General features: G+C 64.6%; 14 protein-coding genes and 1 tRNA gene. 11 read left to right on the forward strand and 4 right to left on the reverse strand.

The features are described 5' to 3' along the window. Positions 1–19 precede the first annotated feature (19 nt). From C2862_RS16890 to C2862_RS16900, 3 genes are all read right to left on the reverse strand, one after another. Complete coding sequence (locus tag C2862_RS16890; RefSeq protein WP_136221301.1) at positions 20–874, reverse strand: endonuclease/exonuclease/phosphatase family protein; 855 nt, start codon at positions 872–874, stop codon at positions 20–22. Between the two features lie 108 nt (positions 875–982). Then, complete coding sequence (gene tsaD, locus C2862_RS16895; protein ID WP_136221302.1) at positions 983–2,023, reverse strand: tRNA (adenosine(37)-N6)-threonylcarbamoyltransferase complex transferase subunit TsaD; 1,041 nt, start codon at positions 2,021–2,023, stop codon at positions 983–985. An 86-nt stretch (positions 2,024–2,109) separates the two neighbouring features. After that, positions 2,110–3,168: a 3-deoxy-7-phosphoheptulonate synthase gene (locus C2862_RS16900; protein ID WP_307723554.1), complete on the reverse strand. Its 1,059-nt coding sequence runs from the start codon at positions 3,166–3,168 to the stop codon at positions 2,110–2,112. 112 nt (positions 3,169–3,280) lie between these two features. Between C2862_RS16900 and ybiB the strand changes: the two genes are divergently transcribed. From ybiB to C2862_RS16955, 11 genes are all read left to right on the forward strand, one after another. Beyond that, entirely contained in the window at positions 3,281–4,246 is a 966-nt protein-coding gene (gene ybiB, locus C2862_RS16905) for a DNA-binding protein YbiB (RefSeq protein ID WP_136221304.1), read from the forward strand. A 204-nt stretch (positions 4,247–4,450) separates the two neighbouring features. Further along, the gene (locus C2862_RS16910) at positions 4,451–4,969 is read left to right on the forward strand and encodes a DUF4402 domain-containing protein (protein WP_168710093.1); all 519 of its coding nucleotides are present in this window, start codon (positions 4,451–4,453) and stop codon (positions 4,967–4,969) included. Positions 4,970–5,002: 33 nt separating this feature from the next. After that, on the forward strand, positions 5,003–5,536 hold the full coding sequence (locus tag C2862_RS16915) for a DUF4402 domain-containing protein (protein WP_136221306.1): 534 nt from the start codon (positions 5,003–5,005) through the stop codon (positions 5,534–5,536). Between the two features lie 90 nt (positions 5,537–5,626). Next, complete coding sequence (locus C2862_RS16920) at positions 5,627–6,436, forward strand: molecular chaperone (protein WP_229467477.1); 810 nt, start codon at positions 5,627–5,629, stop codon at positions 6,434–6,436. Between the two features lie 67 nt (positions 6,437–6,503). Beyond that, a complete protein-coding gene (locus C2862_RS16925) occupies positions 6,504–9,161 on the forward strand; it encodes a hypothetical protein (RefSeq protein ID WP_136221308.1) in 2,658 nt (885 codons plus the stop codon). Positions 9,162–9,257: 96 nt separating this feature from the next. Beyond that, positions 9,258–10,466 (forward strand): NAD(P)/FAD-dependent oxidoreductase, encoded by a 1,209-nt coding sequence (locus C2862_RS16930; RefSeq protein ID WP_136221309.1) that lies wholly within the window; start codon positions 9,258–9,260, stop codon positions 10,464–10,466. 202 nt (positions 10,467–10,668) lie between these two features. Further along, positions 10,669–10,881 carry a 30S ribosomal protein S21 gene (gene rpsU, locus C2862_RS16935; protein ID WP_005665410.1) on the forward strand — a complete coding sequence of 71 codons (213 nt, stop codon included), beginning with the start codon at positions 10,669–10,671 and terminating at the stop codon, positions 10,879–10,881. A gap of 130 nt (positions 10,882–11,011) precedes the next feature. Further along, positions 11,012–11,461: a GatB/YqeY domain-containing protein gene (locus C2862_RS16940; RefSeq protein WP_136221310.1), complete on the forward strand. Its 450-nt coding sequence runs from the start codon at positions 11,012–11,014 to the stop codon at positions 11,459–11,461. Between the two features lie 112 nt (positions 11,462–11,573). Next, positions 11,574–13,370, forward strand: coding sequence for a DNA primase (dnaG, locus tag C2862_RS16945; protein ID WP_136221311.1), 1,797 nt, complete (start codon positions 11,574–11,576; stop codon positions 13,368–13,370). A gap of 256 nt (positions 13,371–13,626) precedes the next feature. Next, on the forward strand, positions 13,627–15,852 hold the full coding sequence (gene rpoD / locus C2862_RS16950) for an RNA polymerase sigma factor RpoD (protein WP_229467478.1): 2,226 nt from the start codon (positions 13,627–13,629) through the stop codon (positions 15,850–15,852). 147 nt (positions 15,853–15,999) lie between these two features. Beyond that, positions 16,000–16,078, forward strand: a tRNA-Ile gene (locus C2862_RS16955). Between the two features lie 64 nt (positions 16,079–16,142). Here the strand turns inward: C2862_RS16955 and katG are convergent. Next, complete coding sequence (katG, locus tag C2862_RS16960; protein ID WP_229467483.1) at positions 16,143–18,350, reverse strand: catalase/peroxidase HPI; 2,208 nt, start codon at positions 18,348–18,350, stop codon at positions 16,143–16,145. Between the last annotated feature and the right edge of the window lie 247 nt (positions 18,351–18,597).

Genomic DNA, 18,597 nt, shown 5'->3' on the forward strand with positions numbered 1-18,597 from the left:
TACGTCGGGCGCGTGCCGATCACGCGCCCGGAATCAGTTCCAGCACCACCGGCTGGTGATCCGACGCCGCCGTCTCCGACTGCACCTCGACCGCGGCCACGCGCCGCACCAGGTCTTCCGTCACGAAGAAATAATCGTAGCAATCCGGTTTGTCCGGCCATGGATAGCCATGCAGGCCGGTGGTCGGCGCGCGCGCCGCGTCCGGATGGCGCGCGGCCCAGGCATCGACCAGCGCCGGCGAGCCGTCATCGAAAGGCGCGAGCAGCGCCTGGTAGTCGGCATCGCCCGGCGCCATGTTGAAGTCGCCGCAGTAGACGGCGGATGCCGGGCGCTCGCCCAGCTGATACGGCGCGTCCATCTCCGGATGCACGGCGAAGCTGCGCGCGCGGGCGACCGCCTCCGCATGCAGTTCGCGCAGGCGCCGTACCTGCGCCATGCGCTGAAGCGGCGAGTGGTATTCGAGGTGGGTGGTGACCAGGCGCAGTTTGGAACCGGGCGTATCGAGCACGACGTCGATCGCGCCACGCGGCATGCCGGGTTTGCGTTCCGGGTCGGCGGGCCAGGGCAGCAGGTGGCGCTGGACTTGCGTGATGCGGTATTTCGAGAGGATCAGGTTGCCGAACAGGCGGGGGACGTTGTTGCGGTAGATTTCGCTGGGCGCATGCTCGATCGCATGGAAGCCGCCGAAGGCGCCGGCCAGCTGCTTGAACTGGTTGGCGGTGGCGCTGCCTTCGAGTTCGGGGTGGTTGGCGGCGACTTCCTGGAGGCAGATGATGTCGGGATTGAGCTTGCGCAGCACATCGATGATCGCGTGAATACGGATGCGCCCGTCTTTCCCGCAACCCCAGTGTATGTTCCAGCTTACAACGCGCATGTAAGACCTCCCAAAACTGAACCGCCAGAGTTTGCCATCGTTCGGCGCAGGGCGGTCACACGGTAGGATCGTTGTCAGCGTTGCAAGTTCACTCTTGAACGCCGCTGATCAAGCGGCTTCGAGTTCGTCCAGAGGCCAGCGCGGCCGCACATTGAAAGCGTAATCGCGCGTCGCCAGTCCGGGATTGCGCTCCAGGCGCAGCGCGCCCGCGAAAGCGATCATCGCGCCGTTATCGGTGCAGAATTCGAGCTCCGGATAGAACACGCGGAACTTGCGCTTGGCGGCCGCCGCATTCAGCGAGGCGCGCAGCTGCGCATTCGCGCCGACGCCGCCGGCGATCACCAGGCGCTTCAGGCCCGTGTGGCGCAGCGCGTTCACGCATTTCGCGGTCAGCACGTCGACGATCGCGTCGACGAAGCCGCGCGCGATGTTCGCCTTGTCCTGCTCGCAGATGTTGGCCACGACTTTCTCTTCGTGGTTCTTCACGACCGTCAGCACGGCCGTCTTCAAACCCGAGAAGCTGAAGTTGAAATCCTTCGAGTGCAGCATCGGGCGCGGCAGCGTGTAGGCATTCGGATCGCCGAATTCGGCCAGGCGCGAAATCGCGGGGCCGCCGGGATAGCCGAGGCCCAGCAGCTTGGCCGACTTGTCGAAGGCTTCGCCTGCGGCGTCGTCCAGGGTCTCGCCCAGCAGCGTGTAGCGGCCGACGCCGTCGACGCGCATCAGCTGGGTGTGGCCGCCCGAGACCAGCAGGGCGATGAAGGGAAAGTCCGGACGCTCGCTGGCCAGCAGGGGAGAAAGAAGGTGACCCTCGAGGTGGTGCACGCCGAGTACCGGTTTATCCAGCGCCAGCGCCAGGCTGCAGGCGACCGAGGAACCGACCAGCAGGGCGCCGGCCAGGCCCGGGCCCTGGGTGTAGGCGATGGCGTCGATGTCCGATTTGGCAATGCCGGCCTTGTCCAGGGTCTGTTCGAGCAGGGGCAGGGCGCGCCGGATGTGGTCGCGCGACGCCAGTTCCGGCACCACACCGCCGTACTCCTCGTGCATGGCGACCTGCGAATGCAGGGCATGGGACAGCAGCCCGCGCTCGGTATCGTACAGAGCCAGGCCGGTTTCATCGCAGGAGGATTCGACGCCGAGAACAATCATGGGAACAGAAGGAAGGGAAAAGCGGAAGCTGGCATTGTAAAGCAGACGGCCGGGCATTGCCCGGCCGAGAACGGATCAATCCGGGATCACGGACGCTGCATCAGCTCCTTGTGCGCATTCCGCAGCATGGTCACCGTATCGTCCCAGCCGATGCAGCCGTCGGTCACCGAGCAGCCATACTTCAACTGGCTCAGGTCCGAAGGAATCGGCTGGTTGCCGGCCACGATGTTCGATTCGATCATCACGCCCACCAGCGAGGTGTTGCCATGCTTGATCTGCTGGATCACGTCCGACATCACCAGCGGCTGCAGCTCCGGCTTCTTGTAGCTGTTCGCGTGCGAGCAGTCGACCACCAGGTTGGCCGGCAGCCCGGCCTTTTTCAACGCCTGTTCGGCGATCGTGACCGAGACCGAATCGTAGTTCGGACGGTCGCCGCCGCCGCGCAGCACGACGTGGCCGTAAGCGTTGCCGCGGGTGCGCACGATCGAGACCGCACCCTTGTCGTTGATACCCAGGAAGGCGTGCGGATTGGCCGAGGACAGCACGGCGTTGATCGCGATGCTGACGTCGCCGTCGGTGCCGTTTTTAAAGCCGACCGGCGTCGACAGGCCCGAAGACATCTCGCGGTGGGTCTGCGATTCGGTGGTGCGCGCGCCGATCGCGGTCCAGGCAATCAAGTCGCCCAGGTACTGCGGCGAAATCGGGTCCAGCGCTTCGGTGGCGGTCGGCAGGCCGAGTTCGCACACGTCGATCAGGAACTGCCGCGCGCGCTCCATGCCGACGTCGACCTGGAAGGAGTCGTCCATGAATGGGTCGTTGATGTAGCCCTTCCAGCCGGTGGTCGTGCGCGGCTTTTCGAAATACACGCGCATCACCAGCAGCATCGTTTCCTTGACTTCTTCCTGCAAGGCTTTCAGGCGGCGCGCATAGTCCAGGCCCGCTTCCGGATCGTGGATCGAGCAGGGGCCGACCACCACGAACAGGCGCTCGTCCTTGCGGTCGAGGATGTCGCGCAGCGCGGCGCGGCCGTTCATGACGGTGGTGAAGGCACGCTCGGACAGCGGCAGTTTGGCGTGCAGCTCGGTCGGGGTCGGCATGCGCCCGAAGGAGGTAACGTTGGTGTTTTCGATATCTGGTGTGATCAGCATGATGCGGTCCGTGGGACAAGGTCGGATCAACGAGTGTAGCGCCAAAAATGCTTGTTTGCAGCAAACAGCGCAAAAGCGGGTCATGCGTGCGAGGGTGTAAGCTAGCGTGATGGACACCACATTACAGCCCACCCCATTCCCCGCCGCCCATTTCATCAAGGAGATCGGCCGCGGCGTGAAAGGCGCGCGCAGCATGTCGCGCGTCGATGCCGCTGCCCTCTACGGCGCCATGCTGGAAGGCCGCGTCTCCGATCTCGAACTGGGCGCCATCCTGCTTGCCATGCGCATCAAGGGCGAGTCGGTCGACGAGCTGGCCGGCTTCATGGACGCGGCCGAAGCGGCGTTCGCTCCGCTGCCTGCGCCGCCGGGCGAGTATGCGCCCGTGCTGATCCCGAGCTATAACGGCGCGCGCAAGCTGGCCAACCTGACTCCTTTACTGGCGCTGCTGCTCGCGCGCGAAGGCGTGCCGACCCTGGTGCACGGCGTGCGCAATGATCCGGGACGCGTCACCACGGCCGAGATCATGGCGGAGCTGGGCCTGGCCGAAGCATCCACCAGCGCCGCCGTCCACGACGCCTTCGCCGCCGGGCGCCCGGCCTTCATGCCGATCGAGACACTGGCGCCGAGCCTCGCACACATGCTGTCGCTGCGCCGCATCCTCGGCGTGCGCAACTCCACGCACACGATCGTCAAGATCCTGCAGCCTTTCGAGGGCGCTGCGCTGCGCCTGGTCTCCTACACCCATCCCGAATACCTGCAGACGCTGGGCGAATACTTCCTGACGGCCGCACCGCATGCGCGCGGCGACGCCTTCCTGATGCGCGGCACCGAAGGCGAGACGGTCGCCAACCCACACCGCGCCCAGCAGATCGACTGGTTCCACGGCGGGGAGCGCAGCCTGCTGGTGGAGCGCGATGCGCCGGCCGACATCCTGGCCGAGGTGCCGGAGGCGCGCGATGCGGCGGCCACCGCTGCCTGGATTACCCGCGCGCTGCGCGGCGAGGTGCCGGTGCCGCCGTCGATCAGCGCGCAGGTGGCGGCCTGCATGCACACCGCACGGGCATTGCGTACCTGAGCCAGCCACCCTATGCACTTCCGATATTCCCAATAGGAACTACACGTTAGATGATCTAGGGCAAAATCAAGCAGGGAATTATCTTTCACTATGGAAAAACGATACTGCAAAGCAAGTCGGTTGCCAGCCAAACGACATTTACGCGTTCGGTCTCGTTATTGATCCGGCTCCAGGCCGGTCCTCTCAATGTGAAGGATGCCCAGAATGAACAAGTATTTCCGCTCCGCTTCGAGCGTTATTAGCTGCGCCATATTGGTCTTTGCAATTGCCGGTCCCGGCAGCGCCATCGCAGCAGAGGACACCGCCCAAGCAACCGGCACCGTCATCGCGCCGATCCAGATCACGAAAACCGCCGACCTGGTCTTCGGCAGCTTCGCTCCCGGCGCAGCCGGCGGTACGGTGACCATTTCCACGGGCGGTGCCCGCGGCAAGAGCGGCGATGTGGTGCTGGCGGGTACCACGGCTGCCGCAGCCAAGTTCAACGTGACCGGTGAGGGCGGCATGACGTATTCGATCACCCTCACACCGACCTCGCTCCTCAGGAGTGGCGGAACGGAAACGATGGCGTTCACCGCGGAAAGCGACATTACCAGCGGTTTGCTTGCAGGCACTGGCGGCGCCGGAACCCAGAGTTTCTTCGTGGGCGGCGTGTTGACCGTCGCGGCAGGCCAGGTGCCCGGTAATTACGTCGGCTCGGTCAAAGCGACGGTCGCGTACAACTAGGGAATCGGGTAGCGGGGCAACCCGCTCCTGGTCATGCCGGTACGCAGCAAGCGCTTCATCCTGCTCGCGAGCACCGCCGTCCAGGCGCTGCTCGCGTTCGCGCTCGTACTCTTTCCCTACGCTGCGTTCGCGCAGCAGGTCGCACTGAGCAATACCCGCAGCCTCGACTTCGGACGCTTCGTCGCCGCCAGCGGCGGCACGATCATGCTGAGTCCCTCGGGCTTGCGTTCGCGTACCGGCGGCGTCATCCTGCTCAATTCCCCGCACGCAAGCCAGGCCACGTTCAGCGCCAGCCAAACCACGCTCGACGCCGGCCGCGGCCGCTTGAGCGCCGCCGCTACCGCCACCTCGACATCGGCCATCGTCTCCTTGCCGGCCAACGGCGCCACCCGTCTCAGCAGCGGTACCAACAGCATGGCGGTCGACGATTTCGTCACGTCCGATGCACTGCTGTCGGTCGGGAGCGGTGGCGCCACGCTGGCAGTGGGCGCGACGCTGGTCGTGGCGCCCAATCAGCCACCCGGACATTATTCCGGAACCTTTTCCGTGATCGTTAACCACCAGTGATCCTGTGCCAGCGCCGCACAGCGAAAGGACATCGCCATGCCTTACCCTGCTTTTACAAGCATTCCCGCCATACGATGCGCTGCACGTCTTGTGCTTGCCTACCTGCTGCTGGCGCCGTTCCTGCCCGCCCGCGCCGAGCTGATGCTGCACCCGACCCGCATTGTGTTCGACAAGAACACGCGCGCCGCCCAGATCGAGCTGATCAATAACGGCAACAAGCCGGCCAGCTATCGCATTTCGCTGGTGAACCGCCGCATGACCGAAGCCGGCCAGTTCGAGACGGCCGAGCGTGCGCAGGACGGCGAACGATTCGCCGACGCGATGCTGCATTATGCGCCGCGTCAGGTGACCTTGCAGCCGGGCACCGCCCAGACCGTTCGCGTGATGCTGCGCAAGCCGGCGGACCTGGCCGAGGGCGAGTACCGGTCGCACCTGCAGTTCGACAAGCTGCCCGACATCGAGGGCGAGGCCAGCATCGAGAACCAGGATGCGGGTAACAACACGCAGATCGGCGTGGTGATGAATGCGCTGGTCGGCGCCTCGGTTCCCGTCATCGTGCGCCACGGCGCCGCCGGCGCGAGCGTGAAGCTCGCAGGGCTAGCCTTGGGCAAGGACGACGCCAGGCGTGTGCAGCTCACGCTGCAGTTCGAACGCGAAGGCGGCAACTCGGTATATGGCGACGTCAGCGTCACGTTCACGCCAAAGAACGGCAAGCCGCAGAGCCTGGCGCAGGTGAATGGCATTGCCGTGTACACGCCGAACCGCATCCGCAGGACGACGCTCCCGCTCCAGGTGCCGATTGGCCTGGCGCTGGCCGGCGGCACGCTTGACGTCAGCTACCGCGACCGGCCCGAGGCCGGCGGCAAGCTGCTGGCGCAGGCCAGCCTGGACCTGCCATGAACCCGTCCGGCCGGGCGTTCGGCCGATCGGCACTGTTCGCGGTGCCCGCTTCCTAGGCGGCGATCCGGTGGGCCGGACGCAGTCGCAACGCGCGGGCGCACGTCGCGCGGGCTGGGTACTCGTGGCGCTGGCCGTGGCCGCCGCGCTACCGGCATGCCAGCCCGTCGTAGCGGCGGCGCCGGTCCAGGCGAAGGAGGAAAGCCCGGGCAGCGAGGTCCTGCTCGAAGTGCGCCTCGGTAGCCAGGTGCTGTCCGACGCGGTCACCGCCTACGAACTCGGGCATGACGTCTACCTGCCGCTGGGCGAGATGGCGCGGCTGCTGACGCTGGCCATCCGCGCGACGCCCGGTGCAGGACGCGCCAGCGGCTACATCCTCTCGGAGGAGCGCAATTTCAGTCTCGACGTCGCGGGGCGTGCGGTCCACATCGGTGGCCGGCGCGAGGAACTCGACCCGTCAACGGTCAAGCTGGAGGAGGACGACATCTACGTGGCCAGCCGCCTGCTGGCGCGCTGGCTGCCGGTCGACCTTGATCTCGACATGCCGAGCCTGGCGCTGAAGGTGCGCCCGCGCGAGCAATTGCCCTTGCAGGCACGCCTGCAACGGCGCGAGCGCGGCAAGCTGCCTGGCAGGCCCGGCGGCTATGTCGACCCCGGTTATCCCCGGCTGGCCACCCCTTACCGCCTGGCCGACGTTCCCTTCGTCGACCAGACGCTGGGCTTCGGGCTCGATCGGCGCGGAGGAGGGCGCAGCACGGCGGCATTCTGGACCGCCTATCTCACCACCGATTTGCTGGGCATGGAAGCGGCCTTGTACGCCAGCCGCAGCCTGCATGCGTCCCCGTCCGCGCCACGCCTGACGCTCGGGCGCCACGATCCGGACGGCGGCCTGCTGGGACCGCTGGGGGCGCGCAGCGTGCTGGTCGGCAGTGTGCCGGTACCGGGCGTGGCCAACATCTCGGTCAGCAGCGCGACCGGCAACGGCATCGCACTCAGCAACCGTCCGCTCGACCAGCCGACCAGTTTCGACCGCCACACGCTGCAAGGCGACCTGCCGCCGGGCTGGGATGTCGAGCTGTACTACAACGAGGCGCTGGTCGGCGTCCAGCAATCGGGGCCAGGCGGCAAGTACAGCTTCGAGGACCAGCCGCTGGCGTATGGCCCGAACGAGTTCCGTCTGGTGTTCCACGGGCCGCTCGGGCAGCTGCGCATCGAGCGCCAGTCCTTCCTGCTGGAACAGTCGGCGCTGCCGCGCGGCGCGCTGTTCTACGACCTGGCTGCGCATCGCGACCAGTACGCGCGCGAGCGCGCCCTGGCCCAGTTCGAATGGGGCGTAGGCAAGCACCTGAACGCTACCGCCGGCTGGCAGCGCCTGCCCTTGTTCGATGCCACCCGCAGCTATGCCAACCTCGGCCTGCGCAGCTACTGGAACCGGGTCATCCTGACCGCCGACGCGGTGAAAGCCGACGACGGCGGCCGCCTGGCCCAACTCGGGTTGAAGACCCGGCTCGGCAACGTGGCGCTCTCGGCCAGCCGCGCCCGTCTCGACGGCTTCAGCAGCGAATTCTTCACGCCCAGCCGCGATCCGGTGCGCAGCCGCGACGAGCTGCGCGCCGAAGGCGTGCTGGCGCTCGGGACCGCCAGCTTCTTGCCGCTGTCGCTGCAGCTCAGGCGCGACGTGTTCGTTTCAGGCCTGGAGAGCCGCGAAGTCCAGGGGCGCCTGTCGGTCTACCGCAACGGCACTGCGCTCAGCAATACGCTGCGCTGGCAGTCGCTGGGCGGTACCGAACAGGCCGACGGTGCGCTGCAGGTCAGCCGCAGGGTGGCAGGCGTCGGCATCACCAGCCAGCTGCAATACACGCTGGCGCCCGCGGCCCGGCTCCAAAGTGCGGCGGTCTCGGCCGATCGCTACCTGCGTAACGGTTACCTGCTGAACTTGGGCCTGACGCGCCTGTTCCCGCAGCGCGAGCTGCGCGCGGCGGCGTCGCTCAACAAGAGCCTGGGCAGCTTCGGCCTGGGCGTGAGCGGCTTTTACTCGAACCGCCGCGAGTATGGCGTCGGCGTGCGCCTGTTCCTGGCCATGGGGCTGGAGCCGCGCAGGGGGCGCCTGTTGCGCGAGGCGCAGCCGATGGCGAACATGGGCGCGGGATCGATCGGTGTCTTCCTCGACAAGAACCTGAACGGCGCGCAGGACGCAGGCGAGGAGGGCATTGCCGGCGTCGGCTTCACCATCAACGGCGCCAACTACGGCGTGCACACGGATGCGGACGGCGTGGCCTGGCTGCCGCGCCTGCCTGCCAGCCGATATGTCGACATCGGGCTCGACCCGGACACGCTGGAGGACCCGCAGTGGCAAGCGCAGGTGAAGGGCGTGCGCATCGTGCCGCGGCCGGGCAAGGTCAGCCAGGTCGATTTTGCGGTCAGCGTGACGGGCGAGGTGGACGGCACGACCTGGCTGCTCGGCAAGGGCGTGCGCCGTCCGGTCGGCGACCTGCGGCTCGAACTGGTCGATGCCGCGCACAAGGTGGTGGCCACGATGAGCAGCGCGGCCGACGGCTATTACGTTATGACCGGCATCTTTCCTGGGGAATACGTACTGCGCGTCGCACCTGAGCAGCTCGGCCGCCTCGGCTTGCGGGAGGCCCGCACGCACACGATCACGATCGGGCCCGAGGGTACCGTGCTCAACGGCCGCGATGTCGAGGTGCGCCCCCTCGACGGCGGATGAAGCCTGTGGTTTGCCTGCGGCCAATTTGGCCGTGGGCGGCCGCAGCCTCGGCGCGAACGTTTACAATGGCGGGTTTGAATCTGGCGGCAGCAGCTCATGGCAAAACAATTCGATGTAGCGATTATCGGCGCGGGCGCGGCCGGAATGATGTGCGCGGCAATCGCCGGCGCACGCGGCAAGCGCGTCGTCCTCATCGACCACGCCGAGAAGCTGGCCGAGAAGATCCGCATCTCGGGCGGCGGACGCTGCAACTTCACCAACCTCAACGCCGCACCAAGCAACTTCCTGTCCGAGAATCCGCATTTTTGTAAAAGCGCGCTGTCGCGCTACACGGCTCAGGATTTCCTGGCGCTCGTGAAAAAGCACCGCATCGGCTACCACGAGAAGCACCGCGGCCAGCTGTTCTGTAACGACTCAAGCGAGCAGATCATCGCCATGCTGAAGGCCGAATGCAGCGCCGCCGGCGTCAACTGGCGCATGCCCTGCAAGGTGCATGGCGTCACCAAAGAGGAGGGCGGCTACGTGGTTGCCACCGACCATGGCGATATCGGCGCCGAGAGCGTGGTGATCGCCACCGGCGGCCTGTCGATCCCGAAGATCGGCGCCACCGACCTCGGTTACCGCATCGCCACCCAGTTCGGCCTGCCGCTGGTGGAGCCGCGTCCGGGCCTGGTGCCGCTGACCTTCGACGGCCCGAGCTGGGACGCGTTCGCGCCGCTGGCCGGCATCGCGCTCGAAGTCGAGGTCTCGACTGGCTCCGGCAAGGGCAAGAATGCCAAGCGCGGCCTGTTCCGCGAAGACCTGTTGTTCACCCACCGCGGCCTGTCGGGCCCGGCCATCCTGCAGATTTCCAGCTACTGGGAGCCGGGTACGCCGATCGTCGTGAACCTGCTGCCGGAAATGGATGTCGCCGAAGAGCTGATCGGTTCGAAGACGACCGTGAAAAAGCAGCTGGGCAACGTGCTGGCCCAATGGCTGCCGGCACGCCTGGCCGAGGGTTTGTTGTTGGCCAACGGCTTCGCACCGGATGCGCGCCTGGCCGACATGGCCGACGCCAAACTGCGCAAGCTCGGCGACGCCATCAACCGCTGGGCCATCGTCCCGACCGGTTCCGAGGGCTACCGCAAGGCCGAGGTGACCCTGGGCGGCGTCGACACCCGTGCCTTGTCGCAGCAGACCATGATGGCCAAGGATGTGCCCGGCCTGTACTTCATCGGCGAAACGGTGGACGTCACCGGCTGGCTGGGCGGCTACAACTTCCAGTGGGCATGGGCGTCGGGCTACGTCGCGGGCCAGAGTGTGTGAGATCGCCTAACAACACCTTCATGGCTGCGTTGCATCGTCTCGCCGTACTAACGTACTGTCTTCGACGATGCGCCTTGCCCTGAAGGCGTTGTTAGACGCTCTAGGCCTGTATCAAATACATCACATCCACGTAATCTCTTCCACTGTCCGCCAAAACCTGCTAGACTTTCGTTCTTTCTAAATCCAACGGTTTCATTTTTACATGACCACTATCCGCCTTAAAGAAAACGAGCCGTTCGAAGTCGCCATGCGTCGCTTCAAGCGCACCATCGAAAAAACCGGCCTGCTGACCGAACTGCGCGCACGCGAGTTCTACGAGAAGCCAACTGCAGAGCGCAAGCGCAAGCTGGCCGCTGCCGTGAAGCGCCACTACAAGCGCATCCGCAGCCAGCAACTGCCTAAGAAACTGTACTAAGACTGCCCGGCCGCTTGATCCGGTGACGTAGCGGTACGCTCGTCCCGGCAGCTGCGAGAAGTCCTGCGAACCCGCCCTGGTTGTCACCCCGGCGGGTTTTGTTGTTTTCCCCCATAGCCTCGGAGAAACCATGAGCTTGAAAGAACAAATCACCAACGACATGAAAGCGGCGATGCGCGCCAAGGAAGCCGGCAAGCTGGCGACCATCCGCCTGATCCTCGCCGAGATCAAGCGCAAGGAAGTTGACGAGCAGATCGAACTGAACGACCAGCAAACCGTCGCCATCGTCGAAAAGATGATCAAGCAGCGCAAGGACTCGATCACCCAGTTCGAAGCGGGCAACCGCCAGGACCTGGCCGACATCGAAAAGGCCGAGCTCGAGGTGCTGGTCGCCTACATGCCGGCCGGCCTGTCGGATGAGGAAATCGCCGCCGAAGTCGCTGCCGCCGTGACCGCATCCGGTGCCGCCGGTCCGCAGGACATGGGTAAAGTCATGGCCATCGTCAAGCCGAAACTGGCTGGCCGCGCCGACATGACCGTCGTCTCGACCCTGGTCAAGAAAGCCCTGACCGGCGCCTGAAGCAACACAAACATCAGCACAATAGGGCCGGACGGCCCCGGGCTTGTTGCAAATCAATTTGCAGCGAGCCCTGCGGTATAGTCTGACCTTAGACAAACACTGTGTAAGCCACGTGATCCCGCAATCATTCATTACCGATTTGCTCAACCGCGTCGACATCGTCGACGTCGTCGGGCGCTACGTCCAGCTGAAAAAGGGTGGGGCCAATTACATGGGCCTCTGTCCTTTCCACAGCGAAAAGTCTCCCAGCTTCACCGTCAGCCCGACCAAGCAGTTCTATCACTGCTTCGGTTGCGGCGCCCATGGCACCTCGATCGGCTTCCTGATCGAATACTCGGGCATGGGCTTCGTCGACGCCGTCAAGGACCTGGCCCAGAACGTGGGCATGGTCGTCCCCGATAACGACGACAAGATTCCGCCACTGCAGCGCGCCGCCCAGCAGGCGCAATCGCTGGCGATGACGGATGCCCTCAGCCAGGCCTGCGACTATTACAAGGCCCAGCTGCGCGGCGCCACCAATGCCATCACCTACTTGAAGAACCGCGGCCTCACCGGGGAGATCGCCGCCCGCTTCGGCATGGGCTATGCCCCTTCCGGCTGGGACAACCTGCGCAGCGTCTTCCCCGACTACGAGGCCCTGGCGCTGGTCGAGTCCGGTCTCGTGATCGACAAGGTGGACGAGGACGGCGGCAACAAGAAACGCTACGACCGCTTCCGCGAGCGCATCATGTTCCCGATCCGCAATACCAAGGGACAGGTGATCGGCTTCGGCGGCCGTGTGCTCGACCAGGGCGAACCGAAATACCTGAACTCGCCGGAAACGCCGCTGTTCCAGAAGGGCCTCGAACTCTACGGCCTGTTCGAAGCGAGACAAGCGATCCGCGACGCCGGCTACGTGCTCGTCACCGAAGGCTACATGGACGTCGTCGCGCTGGCCCAGCTCGGCTTCCCGCAAGCCGTGGCCACGCTCGGCACGGCCTGCACCAGCACCCACGTGCAAAAGCTGCTGCGTCAGACCGACAACGTCATCTTCAGTTTCGACGGAGATAAAGCCGGCCGCCGCGCCGCACGGCGCGCGCTGGAAGCCTGCTTGCCGCAGGTATCGGACAACAAGACCATCCAGTTCCTGTTCCTGCCAGAAAAGCACGACCCGGACAGCTTCGTGCGCGAATACGGTGCCGACGCTTTTGCGCAGGAAATCAACGACGCGATGCCGCTGTCGCAATTCCTGCTGCGCGAAGTGACGGGCGACCACGATCTGTCGACGCCGGAAGGGCGCGCCGCCACCCAATACGATGCCAAGCCGCTGCTGCAGGCCATGACGCCCTCCGCGCTGCGCCTGCAGATCGTGCGCGGCCTGGCCAGCCTGACGGAATCGACGCCGGCCGAGATCGAAGGCCTGTTCGAACTCTCGAAGCCGGTATCGGTCGTGAAGCAGGCGCCGCCGCGCCAGGGCCGCCCGGAACCGGTCGGCCTGGAACTGCAGATCGTGCGCATCCTGGTAGCCCATCCGGCGTTGTCGCTGGGCCTGGACGAATCGGCATTGCAAGCCTTTGACCATTTCGGCCAGGAATCGAGCGACGCCTTGCGCTACCTGGTCGGCACCGCCCAGGCCCTGGGCGAGTACGGCACCTTCGCGGCCCTGTCGGAACAGCTGAAAGAGGGCGGCGATGGCTACGACCGCATCATCGCCGAGATCGCCTCGGAACCGGAATCCGACCCCGAGGCGGACCGTGTCTGGCTGGCTAGTGCTGTGAGGCAAATCAAGAAAGATGCGCTAAAACAGGAGACCAACCAGTTGTTTTCCAAGGGGCTGACCCCAGATCAGGTGAGCACTCGCTATCGCGAAATTACAGCACAGCTGCAGGTCCTGGAGCAGGAAGATGCTGCGGCGATGTCACCTCGCTGAGGGTGTGTTGCGAAGTCGGCTGTTAGGATTTGTGCAACTTGGAAAAAGAGGGGTGCGTGCTATAATAAAACGCTAACTATTGCAACCTTTGAAACGATTATTGTGTCCAAAGGGGCGTGGAGTTTCAGTTAGCGCAGCAGTGTTGTACGCTGTTTGCAGCGTGATGTAAGGTAACAAAACTTTATCTTTAACCATCGTAAAGTTAGTCGTTGTGACATCGAAAGCGCCTGTGCCAACCAAGAAACCCGAACCCAAAGTGGCTGCCAAACCCACCAGAGCGTCCGCCAAGGCGGACAATGCGCAAGACAAGGCGGAAGTTCGCACAGCGGGCGCCGCGCCTGTCGTCAGCCAGACCACCGATGCGGCCGCATTGGCCGCCATCGACACGTCGGGCTACGTGCTGCCATCCGTGAAAGTCCCGGGGCGCCGCGGTCGCAAGCCGAAAGAATTCACCCCCGAGAACGACGAAGTCGCCGCACTCAACGCGGTCGAACGCGCCGAGATGAAAGCCGTCGACAAGGCCAAGGCCAAGGACCGCAAGGCGAAAGAAAAAGCCCTGCTGAAAGACGCGTTTGCATCGGACACGGAAGCCAGCGAAGAAGAGATCGAGCTGCGCCGCCAGAAGCTCAAGACGCTGATCAAGAACGGCAAGGAACGTGGTTTCCTGACCTACGCGGAAATCAACGACCACCTGCCCGACAACATCGTCGATCCGGAAGCGATCGAAGGCATCATCGGCACCTTCAACGACATGGGCATTGCCGTGTACGAACACGCGCCCGATGCCGAGACGCTGCTCTTGTCCGACAATGTTGCCACCGTCACCAGCGACGATGAAGCCGAGGCCGCTGCCGAGGCGGCGCTGTCGACCGTCGACTCCGACTTCGGCCGCACCACCGACCCGGTCCGCATGTACATGCGCGAAATGGGCTCGGTCGAGCTGCTGACCCGCGAAGGCGAAATCGAAATCGCCAAGCGCATCGAAGACGGCCTGCGCGACATGATCCAGGCCATCTCGGCCTGCCCGGTCACGATCGCCGAAATCATCTCCGCCGCCAACCGCATCGAAGCCGACGAAATCAAGATCGACGAGATCGTCGACGGCCTGGTCGAGGAAGAGGGCGCCGAAGAAACGTCGCCGTCGGCTGTCGGCCCAAGCACCGACGACGAAGAGGATGACGACGAAGCCGAGGACGAAGAAGAGGAAGAGGAAGAAGAAGCCGCCGCCACCCCTGGCGCCGCCGGCTACTCGGCCGAACAGCTCGAGGCGCTGAAAGCGGCTTCCCTCGAAAAATTCGGCCTGATCGAACAGCAGTTCGACAAGATGCGCAAGGCCTTCGAGAAGGACGGCTACAACTCCAAAGCCTACGTCAAGGCCCAGGAAGCCATCTCCAATGAACTGCTGGGCATCCGCTTCACGGCGAAGGTCGTCGAAAAGCTGTGCGACACCCTGCGCGGCCAGGTCGACGAAGTGCGCCACATCGAAAAGCAGATTTTAGATGTGGCCGTGAACCGCTGCGGCATGCCGCGCGCCCACTTCATCAAGGTCTTCCCGGGCAACGAAACGAACCTGGAATGGGTCGACGGCGAAGTCAACGCCGGCCACGCTTACAGTGCCATCCTCGGCCGCAATATCCCGACGATCAAGGAACTGCAGCAACGCCTGATCGACCTGCAAGCGCGCGTCGTGCTGCCGCTGCCGGACCTGCGCAACATCAACCGCCAGATGGCGGCCGGTGAAATGAAGGCGCGCAAGGCCAAGCGCGAGATGACCGAGGCCAACCTGCGTCTCGTGATCTCGATCGCCAAGAAGTACACGAACCGCGGCCTGCAATTCCTCGACCTGATCCAGGAAGGCAATATCGGCCTGATGAAGGCGGTGGACAAGTTCGAATACCGCCGCGGCTACAAGTTCTCGACCTATGCGACGTGGTGGATCCGCCAGGCCATCACCCGTTCGATCGCCGACCAGGCGCGCACCATCCGTATCCCGGTGCACATGATCGAAACCATCAACAAGATGAACCGCATCTCGCGCCAGATCCTGCAAGAGACGGGCGCCGAGCCGGACCCGGCCACCCTCGCGGTCAAGATGGAAATGCCGGAAGACAAAATCCGGAAGATCATGAAGATCGCGAAAGAGCCGATCTCGATGGAAACGCCGATCGGCGACGACGACGATTCGCACCTGGGCGACTTCATCGAGGACAACAACACGCTGGCGCCGTCGGATGCGGCCCTGCATGCCTCGATGCGCGGTGTGGTGAAGGATGTGCTGGATTCGCTGACCCCGCGCGAAGCCAAGGTGCTGCGCATGCGCTTCGGTATCGAGATGTCGACCGACCACACGCTGGAAGAGGTCGGCAAGCAGTTCGACGTCACCCGCGAGCGCATTCGTCAGATCGAAGCGAAGGCGCTGCGCAAGCTGCGGCATCCGTCGCGGTCGGACAAGCTGAAGAGTTTCCTGGAAGGTAGCAGCTGATTGTTGTTGCTGAGTTCAGCGGTTGAGTTGAGCAAATGCTTGACTGCTGTACACCAAAAGCCATATCCTCTCGCCACTCTGCTTTACGGTACCGCGCCGTTGAAGCAGGTGGCGAGAATTTTTTTTCCAGCCAATGTCCCGATTTCTGGGCCTCTAGCTCATGCCTGGTTAGAGCAGCGGACTCATAATCCGTTGGTGCCCGGTTCGACTCCGGGGAGGCCTACCAATATTAAAAAGGCTTACGCGCACCTTCCGCGTAAGCCTTTTTCGTTACCAGCACCGCCGGCGATTCAAGCTGCTTGCTTCAACGCCCGCCTCGGATTCCTCCTCGCCAGCAAATCAAAGCGATCCAGCATCATCATCTTGTCCCACGCCGCCACGAAGTCGCGCACGAACCTGTCCTTGCCGTCGTCGGCTGCATAGACCTCCGCAATCGCGCGCAGCTGCGAATGGGCGCCGAAGACAAGGTCGGCCGCCGTGGCCGTCCATTTCACGGCTCCCGTCGCCCGATCGGTCCCTTCGTAGACACGCCCGGCCGAAGCTGACGCCGACGGCCGCCACGCAACCCCGCTGTCGAGCAGGTTGACGAAGAAGTCCGTGCTCAGCGTGCCGGGACGCTCGGTGAATACGCCATGCTTGCTCTGCCCGTGATTGGCGCCGAGCGCGCGCATGCCGCCGACCAGCACCGTCATTTGCGGCGCAGTCAGTTTCAGCAGGTTGGCGCGGTCGAGCAGGCGGGTTTCGGGCGTCAGCGGATCGTCGGGGCGGAAGTAGTTGCGGAAGCCGTCGCCCAGCGGTTCGAGGACGTCGAAGATGGCTTCGTCCGTCTGTTCCTGCGAGGCGTCGGTGCGGCCTGGTGCGAACGGGACCGTGATCTGGACGCCTGCCTTGGCGGCCGCATCCTCGACCGCCGCGCAGCCGGCCAGGACGATGAGGTCGGCCAGCGAGACCTGCTTGCCGCCGGTTGCTGCGCCGTTGAAGTCGCTGCGGATCTGCTCGAGGCTGGCCAGGACTTTCTGCAGGCGGTCCGGTTCGTTGGATTCCCAGTCCTTTTGCGGCGCGAGCCGGATGCGGGCGCCGTTGGCGCCGCCGCGCTTGTCGGTGCCGCGGAAGCTCGCCGCCGCGCCCCACGCGGTGGAGACCAGGTCGGGCGTCGACAGGCCCGCGTTCAGGATCGTGCGCTTGAGTGCGGCGATGTCCTGCTCGTCGATCAGGGGATGTTCGACTGGCGGCACCGGGTCTTGCCAGAGCTGCGGCTCCGGAATCCAGGGGCCGAGGTAACGCGACAGCGGGCCCATGTCGCGGTGCAAGAGCTTGAACCAGGCTTTGGCGAAGGCGTCCGCGAGCTGGTCGGGGTGTTCGAAGAAACGTTTCGCGATCGGTCCGTAGATGGGGTCGAGGCGCATCGATAGGTCGGTGGTCAGCATCATCGGCGCGTGCCGCTTGGCCGGGTCGTGCGCGTCCGGCACCGTGTTTTGCGCTTCGGGATTCTTCGGCTTCCATTGCTTGGCGCCGGCGGGGCTGGTGGTCAGTTCCCACTCGTACTTGAACAGGTTTTCCAGGAAGCCGTTGTCCCATTTGGTGGGGTTGGCGGTCCATGCTCCCTCGAGGCCGCTGGTGATCGCGTGCGGGCCTTTGCCGGTGCCGAACTTGTTCTTCCAGCCGAGGCCCTGGTCCTCCAGGCCGGCGCCTTCGGGTTCGGGGCCGACATTGCCGACCGCCGGCGCGGCGCCGTGGGTCTTGCCGAAGGTGTGGCCGCCGACGATGAGGGCGACGGTTTCTTCGTCGTTCATGGCCATGCGGGCGAAGGTTTCGCGGATGTCGCGGGCGGCGGCCAGCGGGTCCGGGTTGCCGCCGGGGCCTTCGGGGTTCACGTAGATCAGGCCCATTTGCACGTTGGCGAGCGGGCCGGCCAGCTGGCGGTCGCCGCTGTAGCGCTCGTCGCCGAGCCAGGTGTCTTCCGGACCCCAGAAGATGTCCTCGGGTTCCCAGACGTCGGGCCGGCCAAAACCGAAGCCGAAGGTTTTAAAGCCCATCGATTCCATCGCCACGTTACCGGCCAGCACCACCAGGTCGGCCCAGGAGATTTGCTGGCCGTATTTCTTCTTGATGGGCCAGAGCAGGCGCCGCGCCTTGTCGAGGTTGGCATTGTCGGGCCAGCTGTTGAGCGGGGCGAAACGCTGCTGGCCTTCGCCGCCGCCGCCGCGGCCGTCGGCAATGCGATAGGTGCCGGCGGCGTGCCAGCTCATGCGGATGAACAGCGGGCCGTAGTGGCCGTAGTCGGCCGGCCACCAGTCCTGGGAGGTGGTCATCACCTCGACCAGGTCGCGCTTGAGCGCCTCGACGTCGAGCTTCTTGAATTGCTCGGCGTAGTCGAACTCTTCTTCGAGCGGACAGGACAGGTGGGAGTGGGTGTGCAGCACGGACAGGTCGAGCTGGTTCGGCCACCAGTCCTTGTTGCGCCGCGGCCGGCCGGCCTTCGGCGTCGGCGCCGGCATCGCGGGATTTTCGCTTTCGCTGACACTCTGGGTATTCTCTTTGTCGGACATGTCGGTCTCCATCGGGTAGGGACTCATCGTGAAAGAAGTTGTCAACAGCAGGTCAAGCCTAAGGCTTCCGGTGGCGATAGCACAATAAGATTTTATTAATGAAGTCGATAGGAGAAGTCCTGATCTGTCCGTCCAGGCGAGCTGATCGGTAACCACCAGTCGCAATCAGTGATTTCCTACCGTTCCAATTACTGGC

The sequence above is a fragment of the Massilia sp. Mn16-1_5 genome, assembly GCF_004798585.1.
In the GTDB taxonomy this organism is placed as follows: Bacteria; Pseudomonadota; Gammaproteobacteria; order Burkholderiales; family Burkholderiaceae_D; genus Telluria.